The sequence below is a fragment of the Pseudomonadota bacterium genome (assembly GCA_039815145.1).
GTDB lineage: Bacteria > Pseudomonadota > Gammaproteobacteria > Steroidobacterales > JBCBZW01 > JBCBZW01.
In genome coordinates this window covers 58,660-67,296 of sequence record JBCBZW010000018.1, presented here as the reverse complement: position 1 = coordinate 67,296, position 8,637 = coordinate 58,660, and the positions used below count along the sequence as shown (strand labels likewise).

Here is an 8,637-nt window from a genome sequence, read left to right as displayed (position 1 = left end):
GCGATGGCGTCCAGCGTCTCGCGCGCCGCGGCAGGTTCGCCCGCCATAGCGTCCAGGCGCGCGAGGAGCAGGGTGATCTTCGCCACGTCCTCCTCCGCATCCACGTAGGGCGTGTCCGCCAGCCGCAGTGCGCTCTCGTAGTAGGCGCGGGCCTGCGGCCAGTCCTGAGCAAACTCGTGGTACACGCCCACGCGCCAATCGAGCAGGCGTGCCGAGTACTCGAAGTCTTCCGTGTCGGCTGCGTTCTCCAAGGCCTGCTCGTACGCCACCCGGGCCGCGTCCAATGCCCCGGTCTCAAACAGGTAGCGCCCCAGATTGGCGTACACCTGAATTCCCCACTGGGTGCCCTTAGCCTGGTCTTCGATCAGCGGCAGGGTGTCCCGCTGCAGGGTGAGCGCACGCTCGTAGTCGCCCGCCGCCGCCAGCGCCACGGCGAAGTTGTTGTAGAGGTGCAGGCGATTCTCCCACGCCTCGCTCCCAAGCGCGTCGACCATCCCCTTCGCCTCCTCGTAGAGGGCGATCGCTCGCTCCGCGTTGCCTGCGTCGTCGTGCACCTCGGCCAGCAGCTCCAGAGCCTCCACCATGCTTTCACTATCATTAGGTAGATCACGGGCTAAGGTCAGCGCCTTGCGGGCGCTACGCAAGGCGGACTCGGGCAGGTTCATCCACATCTGCGCATTGGCGATGGTCTGGTAGAGATCGATGCGCACCGCAGGCAGGTGCTCGAGATCGCTGTCCAGGCGCGTCTCGGCCGCCTCGAGCAGATCGGCGATGGTGGCGCTCTCGCCCTGTTGCAGGGAATCACTCACGTAGGGCTCGGGCGCCAGCAAGATGTCCTCCAGGTACTGGCGAACGGCCTCGGCGCGGGCGAGTTCACGGTTGGCGCGATCGGCCTGGGCGAGGGACACGACCAAGCCGCCGACCAGGGCGAGCACGGCGATGGCTGTCGCCGCGCTGATCCCCACGTGGCGCGAGAGGAAACGGCGGGCGCGGTAGAAGCCCGTGTCCAGCGTGGCGCCGACCGCCTCGCGGCGCAGGAACCGCCCGAGATCGTCGGCCAGGGCACCGGCCGTCTGATAGCGCCGCTGCGAATCCGGCTCGATCGCCCGCAGCACGATCGCATCGAGCTCTTTCCAGCGCAGGCCACCCAAGGCGAATCGCTCGCGGGCCCCGGCCACGCTCGGCCGCTGTGCCTGGTGGGCGCTGAGCAGGCGCTCCGCCTCCAGCACGCTCATCGACGACAGGTCGTAGGGGCGCGCGCCCGCCAGCAGTTCGAACAGCATGATGCCGAGGGAGTAGACATCCGTCGCCGCGGTGAGCGGTTCGTTGCGTACCTGCTCCGGGCTGGCGTACGCCGGCGTCAGGCTCAGCACCTGGGTGCGATCGGCCGCGTGCGAGTCGCGGTCGAGGGTGGTGGCGATGCCGAAGTCGATCAGGCGCGCAAAGCCGTTCGCTTCCACCAACACGTTCTCGGGCTTTAGGTCGCGGTGAATGACGAAGCGCTGATGCGCCGCCTGCACGGCCCTGCATACGGTTTCGAACAACGCCAGGCGGTCGTCGAGGTCGAGCGCCTGCTCCTGGCAGTAGCGGTCGATGGCCACCCCGTCGACGTACTGCATCACCACGTAAGGGATACCGTGCTCGCTGGTGCCGCCATCGAGGAGCGTCGCCACGTTGGGATGGCGCAGGTCGCTCAGCAGTTGGCGTTCGCGCTGGAAGCGCCCGACCTGATCGGCCGTGGGGTTGGCGAGGGCGATGAGCTTCACCGCCACCTGATCGTCGTAGGCGCCGTCCGCTCGATGGGCGCGGTACACCACCCCCATCCCGCCCTGGCCGATGATGTCGATCAGACGGTAGGCGCCGAACACTTGCCCGTGCTGGCTATCGAGGGGCACTGGCGCGAGCACGTTGGGCACGGCCTGCGCCGTGTCGCAATCCTGGGCAACCGCCAGCAACCGTCGTGCTTGTGCGAGTTCGTCGCCGTTGCAGCGTGCCGCCAACCACGCCTCACGCGCGTCAGCCGGCTGCGACAGGGCCTCTTCGACTAGACCCAGCACGCTGCGTTGGTGATTCAGCTCCGCGTCCATTCACCCGTCCGTCGCGTTCTCTCCTACGGGGCTGATGGTAGCCACTCGGTCGCGCTCGCGACCAGCGATCTGCCCGCGAAACGCCCGCAACGGATGAGCTTATGTCTATCAGCGCCCCGACGGCGCCCGGCAGGTCAGTCCGCCAGGGAGAACGGGGTGAAGTTAGTGCCCTTGTCGTAGGCGTCCACCTGTTCGGCACGCTTCAGGTGCCCCACCACCGCGTAGGTCAGTGGCGTCATCACCACTTCGACGCCCACCTTGAAGGCCCAGTTGAAGGCCATTACTGCAAGCAAGGTCTCGCTCGCCCAGATGCCGCCAAAGGCGACGGGGTAGAAGATCAGGCTGTCCACGCCCTGGCCCACCAGGGTGGAGCCGATGGTGCGCGTCCACAGCCAACGCCCCTGGGTGGCTACCTTCATCCGCGCCAGCACGTAGGAGTTGACGAAGTCACCCGCCCAGAAGGCGAACAAGGAAGCCACCACGATGCGCCAGGTGGAGCCGAAGACCACCTCCAGCGAAGGTTGCAGCGTCGCGTTGAAGGGCTCATCCGGCGAGGGCGGCAAGTTCAGCACCACCCAGGACATCACGGTGGCAAAGGTCATCGCCGCCACGCCCGCCCAGATCACGCGGCGCGCCCGCGCGTAGCCGTAGACCTCGGTCAGGATGTCGCCGAAGACGTAGCTGATGGGGAAGAAGATGTTGCCGGCCCCGAAGACCAGCACGGCGCCGATCACCGGCAGGGCGAACGGCAGCTCGAGCCCCACCACCTTGGCGGGACCGATCAGGTTCGAACACAGCAGCACCGTGACGAAGGCCGCCATGATCGGCGCGTAGTAGCGATAGGTGGTGGCGCGGGCGTCAGGGGTGCTCAAGGTCGATCTGCGCAGGCTCGGGATCAGCCGAGCAGCGCCTCCGCGATGCTCTTGAAGGACTCGGACTCATCGGCGAGGCGTTCGTCCACCTCCACCTGCGCCTCGATCAGCTTGCGGCCGAACATGAACTCCTGCACGCGATTGAGCGCTTCGACCCCCATCAGGCGGCCGCCATCGAGGTGGAACAGGGCGAAGGCATCGCTCGCCGGATCGCCTCGCAACACCGTCTCGTAGCGCGCGTCGGGAAGCCCGGCCGTCTGCATCCGTACCGCGTACTGCTCGGACCAGAACCAGGGCGCCTCTGTATAAGCGGTCAGGGTGCCGGTCATGGCGGCAGCCGCCGTACGCGCCTGTTGGGTAGCGTTGGGAACGCTCTCCAGGCGCACCCGGTGGCGAACGAATTTATTCGGATGACTGGTGCAATCGCCTGCCGCATAGACGCGCGGGTTGGAGGTCTGGCAGAACTCGTCCACCACGATGCCGTTGTCGACGCGCAGCCCGGCGTCTTCGGCGAGCGCGGTCTCCGCCGTAACCCCGATACCGATGACTACCACATCGGCCGCCACCCGCTCGCCGCCCTCCAGCACGACCGCTTGCACGCACGTCTCATCGCCTTCGAGCGCCGTGACATTGGCACCGCACCGCACGGTCACCCCTTCGCGTTGGTGCAGACGCGCGATGGCACCGGCGAGCTCCGCCGAGGCCACCCGCGGCAACAGGCGCTCGGCGCGCTCGAGCACGGTGACCTCCAGCCCCATCTGCCTCGCGGAAGCGGCCACCTCCAGGCCGATGTAGCCGCCGCCGATCACGGCGACGCGCTTACCCTCGCCGAAGGCGTCGCCGAGCTTGCGCGAGTCTTCGGCCGTGCGCAGGTAGTGCACGTTGGGCAGATCCGCTCCGGGCACCTCCAGGTGACGTAAGCGGCTACCGGTGGCGAGCAGCAAGCGGTCGTACTTCAGCTCCTCGCCATCACGCAGGGTGACCAGGCTCTCATCGAGGTCCAGCTGCACCACCTCGGCGCCCAGGTACATGAGCACGTCGTTGTCCGTGAACCACTGCTCGGGGCGCAGGGCGATCTGCGCATCGCTGAGGCCGCCCGTGAGGTACTTCTTCGACAGGGGTGGACGCTGGTAGGGCGCATCAGCGTCTTGGCTGACGACCGCGATGGCGCCGCTGTGACCGTTCTGGCGCAGGAACACGGCCGTCTGCGTGCCCGCATGGCCTGCCCCAACGATTACAATTCTGTCGCTCATCATGTCACTCCGTGGCCGGATTGCGCGGCTGGAAGGTAGCGAGATTCTGCAGATAGGGCTACGGTCCGGGAGATCAATCGCGATTCGCGCAGCCGCCCTGCCCCAAGCGGACCCGAGATCCGGGCGCCCTCGGTGGAGCGCGCGATGGTAGCACGCGAAAACCGAAAGCCGCTTTGACGCGAAAAGGCCCCCCATGACGATGCGACACGCCCGACGATCTCTCCCCGCCATCGCCGCCATGGTGCTCTTGAGCGCTTGCGCGAGCGATGAGGAAACCGGCCGTTCCCGCGGCGCCCCGCGCCCGGTCACGGTGCTCACGCAAACGGTTGCGATAGGCACCGTCGTGGACAGCATCGAAGCGCTGGGGACGGCCCGTGCCAACGAATCGGTCACCATCACCGCCAACCTCACGGAGACCGTGCGCAAGGTCCATTTCGAGGACGGCCAGCGGGTGGCGGAAGGCGAAGTGCTGGTGGAGCTGACGAGCGAGGAAGAGGCTGCCCTGCTCGAAGAGGCCCGAGCCAACATGCGCGACGCACAGCGCCAGGCGCAGCGCCTAGTGGACCTCGCGCGCCAGGGCCTGGCGCCGGAGTCGGAGCTGGACACGGCGCGCGCCGCGAGCAACGCCGCGCGGGCACGCCTCGACACGGTGGTGGCGAGGATGGAGGACCGCCTCGTGCGCGCGCCCTTTGCGGGCGTACTCGGCTTCCGGGAGGTCAGCCAGGGCACCTTGGTCAGCCCCGGCACGGCCATCACCACCCTCGACGATATCTCACGCATCAAGCTCGACTTCAGCGTGCCGGAGCTGTACCTCGGCGTGATCTCCCCCGGTGACCCGGTGACCGCCGTGCGCACGGGCGGTGCGGGGCGAGCTGAGTTCACGGGCGTGGTGCAGACCATCGGCTCGCGCGTCGATCCCGTGACGCGCGCCGCCGTGATCCGCGCCTACATCGACAACGCGGACGGCGCCCTGCGCCCGGGCATGTTGCTCACGGTGAACGTGAGCTCCAACGAACGCCAGGCGATCGTGGTGCCCGAGGCGGCGGTGTTCCAAGTCGCCCAGCGCGCCTTCACCTACATCGTCGACGAGCAGGACACGGCGCGGCGACGCGAGGTGTTCCTGGGCGCCCGACGGCCCGGCGTGGTCGAGATCACCGACGGCCTGGCCGCCGGCGACGAGGTGGTGGTGGAAGGCACGATCCGCCTGAGCGAAGGCGCCGCCATTCGGCGCAAGGTGGACGAGGTCAGCCTGGCCGGCGATGGCGGCGGCTCACCGGCCGCGCCCTAGGAGAACGCCATGTGGCTCTCAGATGTTTCGGTGAAGCGCCCCGTGTTCGCCTCCGTGATCAGCCTGCTGCTGATCGCCTTCGGGCTGCTTTCCTTCAAACAGTTGTCCGTGCGCGAGTACCCCGATGTGGTGCGCCCGGTCATCTCCATCGACACTAACTACCCCGGCGCCTCCGCGCAGATCGTCGACAACCGCATCACCGAACTGCTCGAAGGGCAGGTGGCGGGCATCGAGGGGGTGCGCAATGTGCGCTCGTCGAGTCAGGACGGTGAGTCCAGCATCTCCATCGAGTTCTCCCTCGAACGCGACATCGACGAGGCTGCCAACGACGTGCGCGACCGCCTCTCGCGGGTCGCCGACAACCTCCCGGAAGGCGCCGAGCCGCCGGAGGTGAGCAAGCGCGACAGCGACGCGCGCCCGGTCATCTACATCACGGCCAACTCCTCGGCCATGAGCCTGATGGACCTCACGGATTTCCTCGAGCGCTCCGTGGTGGACCGCTACGCCGCCATCCCCGGCGTCGCCACCGTGCGCGTGAGCAGCGTCGGCCGGCCGTCCTTGCGCATCTGGGTGGACCGCCTGGCCCTCGCCGCCCGCGGCCTGACGGTGAGCGACATCCAAACGGCGCTCGACCGAGAGAACGTGGAACTCCCGGCCGGACGTATCGAATCGATCGATCGCGAGTTTCCCGTGCGCGTCCTGCGCGACTACGACTCCCCCGACGACTTTCGCCAGCTCGTCATCAGCCAGGGCGAAGACGGCCACATCATCCGCCTCGGCGAGGTGGCGCGGGTGGATGTGGCGCCGCGCAGCGATCGCCGCATCTTCCGCACCAACGGCGAGAACTCCGTGGGCATGGGCATCGTCAAGCAGACCACGGCCAACACCGTGGATGTGATCGAGGCGGTGCTGGAGGAGACGGCCCGCCTGCGCCAGACCCTGCCGTCGAGCATCTCCCTGGTGAAGAGCAGCGACGACTCGGTGTTCATCCGTGCCGCCATCGCCAGCGTTTACCAAACGATCGCATTGACCACCGCGCTGGTGGGCCTGGTGATCTTCCTGTTCCTCGGCAGCCTGCGCGCCACGGTCATTCCCTTCGTCACCATTCCCGTGTGCCTGATCGCGAGCTTCAGCGTGCTCGCCGGCTTCGGCCTCTCGATCAACCTGATCACCCTGCTCGCCCTGGTGCTCTCCATCGGCCTCGTGGTGGACGATTCGATCGTGGTGCTGGAGAACATCCAGCGCCGCGTGGCGCAAGGCGAACCCCCGCTGCTGGCCGCCTTCCGGGGCACGCGCCAGGTCGGCTTCGCGGTGATCGCCACCACCGCCGTGCTGGTGGCCGTCTTTGCGCCGATCGCCTTCCTCCAGGACGCGGTGGGCCGCATCTTCGCCGAGTTGGCCGTGACCCTGTCCGCGGCGGTGATCTTCTCGAGCGTGCTGGCCCTGTCCCTGGTGCCGGTGCTGGGCTCGAAGTTGCTCAAAGCGAGAATGCCCACGGGCGAGGCAACCAAGCCGCGCCTGTTCGACCGCGTCTTCGATGCGATCGCCAACGGCTACGCACGCACCCTGAGCGCCTCCCTGCACGTACCTGCCCTGGTGGTGCTGCTGGCCCTGGCGGTGGCGGGCAGCACCTGGTTCCTCCTGCAGTACGTGCCGAAGGAGTACGCGCCGTCGGAGGACCAGGGCAGCTTCTTCGCCCAGGTGCGGGCCCCTGAGGGCACCAGCCTCAAGCGTATGGAGCAGCACCTGGTGGAGGTGGAAGGCCCGATGCTGGACCTGGTGGAGGACGGTGCCGTGCGCCGCGCCCTCGTGCGGGCACCGAGCTGGGGCGCCTCTTCGCCCTCGAGCGCCATCGCCATCGTGACCATGGCACCGTGGAAGGAACGCGAGCTCAGCACCTACGACGCCATGGATCAGCTGGAGCAACAGTGGGAGGGCATCCCCGACCTGCGCGTGTTCACCTTCATGCGTTCGGGCTTATCGAGCGGCGGTGGCGGTAAGCCCGTGCAGTTCGTCGTGGGCGGCGCCAGTTACATCGATCTGGCCGCGTGGCGGGACGCCATCATCGAACGCGCGCGGGACAATCCGGGGCTTACGCGGGTGGACTCGGACCTGATCGAGACGCAACCACAGCTCACCGTCAGCATCGACAAGGCGCGCGCCGCCGCCCTGGGGGTCAGCACGCTCGCCATCGGCGAAACCCTGCAAGCGATGATGAGCGACCAACGGGTGGCCAGCTACATCACGCGCGGCGAAGAGTACGACGTGATTCTTCAGGCCGAAGAGAGCCAACGCGCGAGCCCGAGCGACCTCAGCAACATCTACGTGCGCAGCGAACGTTCGGGCGAACTGATTCCCCTCGCCAGCCTGCTCACGATCAGCGATCGCGCGGGCCCAGCGGAGCTCAACCGCTACAACCGCATGCGCGCGGTCACCATCTCCGCCAACCTCGCCAACGGCTACTCCCTCGGCGAGGCCCTCGACTTCCTGGAGCAGGTGGTGGCCGAGGAGCTGCCGCCCACGGCCAACATCGACTACCGCGGCGAGTCCCAGGAGTACCGCGAGTCGTCCGGCTCGACGCTGTTCACCCTCGGCCTCGCCATGCTCGTGGTGTTCCTGGTGCTGGCGGCGCAGTTCGAGAGCTTCCGTCACCCGCTGATCATCATGTTGACCGTGCCCCTGGCGATCGCCGGCGGCCTGATCGGCCTCATGATCTTCGGCAAGACGTTGAACATCTACAGCCAGATCGGCGTGGTGATGCTGATCGGTATCGCGGCCAAGAACGGGATCCTCATCGTCGAGTTCATCAATCAGATGCGCGATGAGGGCATGCCCTTCGAGAAGGCCATCATCGAAGGGGCCCGGGTGCGTTTCCGCCCGGTGCTGATGACGGCGATCTCGACGGTGATGGGGGCGGTGCCGTTGATCCTGGCCACGGGCCCCGGGGCGGAGTCTCGCGCCACCCTCGGCGTGGTGGTGTTCTCAGGCGTGTCCCTGGCGACGCTGCTCACGCTCTTCGTGGTGCCAGCCGCCTATCGACTGATCGCTCGTGGCACCACCTCGCCAGACGAGGTCGCGCGCCGCCTCGAGGAGTTGGCGGCGCAGAGCTAGGTGGTCTTGGAGCGGGGCAGGCGCCC

At 67.7% G+C, this 8,637-nt stretch carries 5 protein-coding genes; 2 read left to right on the top strand and 3 right to left on the bottom strand.

From position 1 onward, the window contains the following. The 3 genes from AAF184_07445 to AAF184_07435 form a co-directional block, all read right to left on the bottom strand. Window positions 1-2,087, bottom strand: a 2,087-nt coding sequence (locus tag AAF184_07445) for a serine/threonine-protein kinase (protein MEO0422153.1), incomplete at its 3' end; no start/stop codon positions are given. Between the two features lie 134 nt (window positions 2,088-2,221). Next, on the bottom strand, window positions 2,222-2,908 hold the full coding sequence (locus AAF184_07440; protein ID MEO0422152.1) for a queuosine precursor transporter: 687 nt from the start codon (window positions 2,906-2,908) through the stop codon (window positions 2,222-2,224). Window positions 2,909-2,982: 74 nt separating this feature from the next. After that, window positions 2,983-4,212, bottom strand: a complete 1,230-nt coding sequence (locus AAF184_07435) for an FAD-dependent oxidoreductase (protein MEO0422151.1) — start codon at window positions 4,210-4,212, stop codon at window positions 2,983-2,985. A 193-nt stretch (window positions 4,213-4,405) separates the two neighbouring features. Here AAF184_07435 and AAF184_07430 point away from each other — a divergent pair, with 193 nt between their 5' ends. After that, window positions 4,406-5,500 carry an efflux RND transporter periplasmic adaptor subunit gene (locus AAF184_07430; protein MEO0422150.1) on the top strand — a complete coding sequence of 365 codons (1,095 nt, stop codon included), beginning with the start codon at window positions 4,406-4,408 and terminating at the stop codon, window positions 5,498-5,500. Window positions 5,501-5,509: 9 nt separating this feature from the next. Beyond that, entirely contained in the window at window positions 5,510-8,611 is a 3,102-nt protein-coding gene (locus AAF184_07425) for an efflux RND transporter permease subunit (GenBank protein MEO0422149.1), read from the top strand. The last annotated feature ends 26 nt before the right edge of the window (window positions 8,612-8,637 follow it).

What these genes read in the sequence shown, in the direction of transcription:
- AAF184_07440 (MEO0422152.1), bottom strand. Translation starts at nt 2,908, where the DNA reads ATGGCGGCCTTCGTCACGGTGCTGCTGTGTTCGAACCTGATCGGTCCC.
- AAF184_07435 (MEO0422151.1), bottom strand. Translation starts at nt 4,212, where the DNA reads ATGAGCGACAGAATTGTAATCGTTGGGGCAGGCCATGCGGGCACGCAG.
- AAF184_07430 (MEO0422150.1), top strand. Translation starts at nt 4,406, where the DNA reads ATGACGATGCGACACGCCCGACGATCTCTCCCCGCCATCGCCGCCATG.
- AAF184_07425 (MEO0422149.1), top strand. Translation starts at nt 5,510, where the DNA reads ATGTGGCTCTCAGATGTTTCGGTGAAGCGCCCCGTGTTCGCCTCCGTG.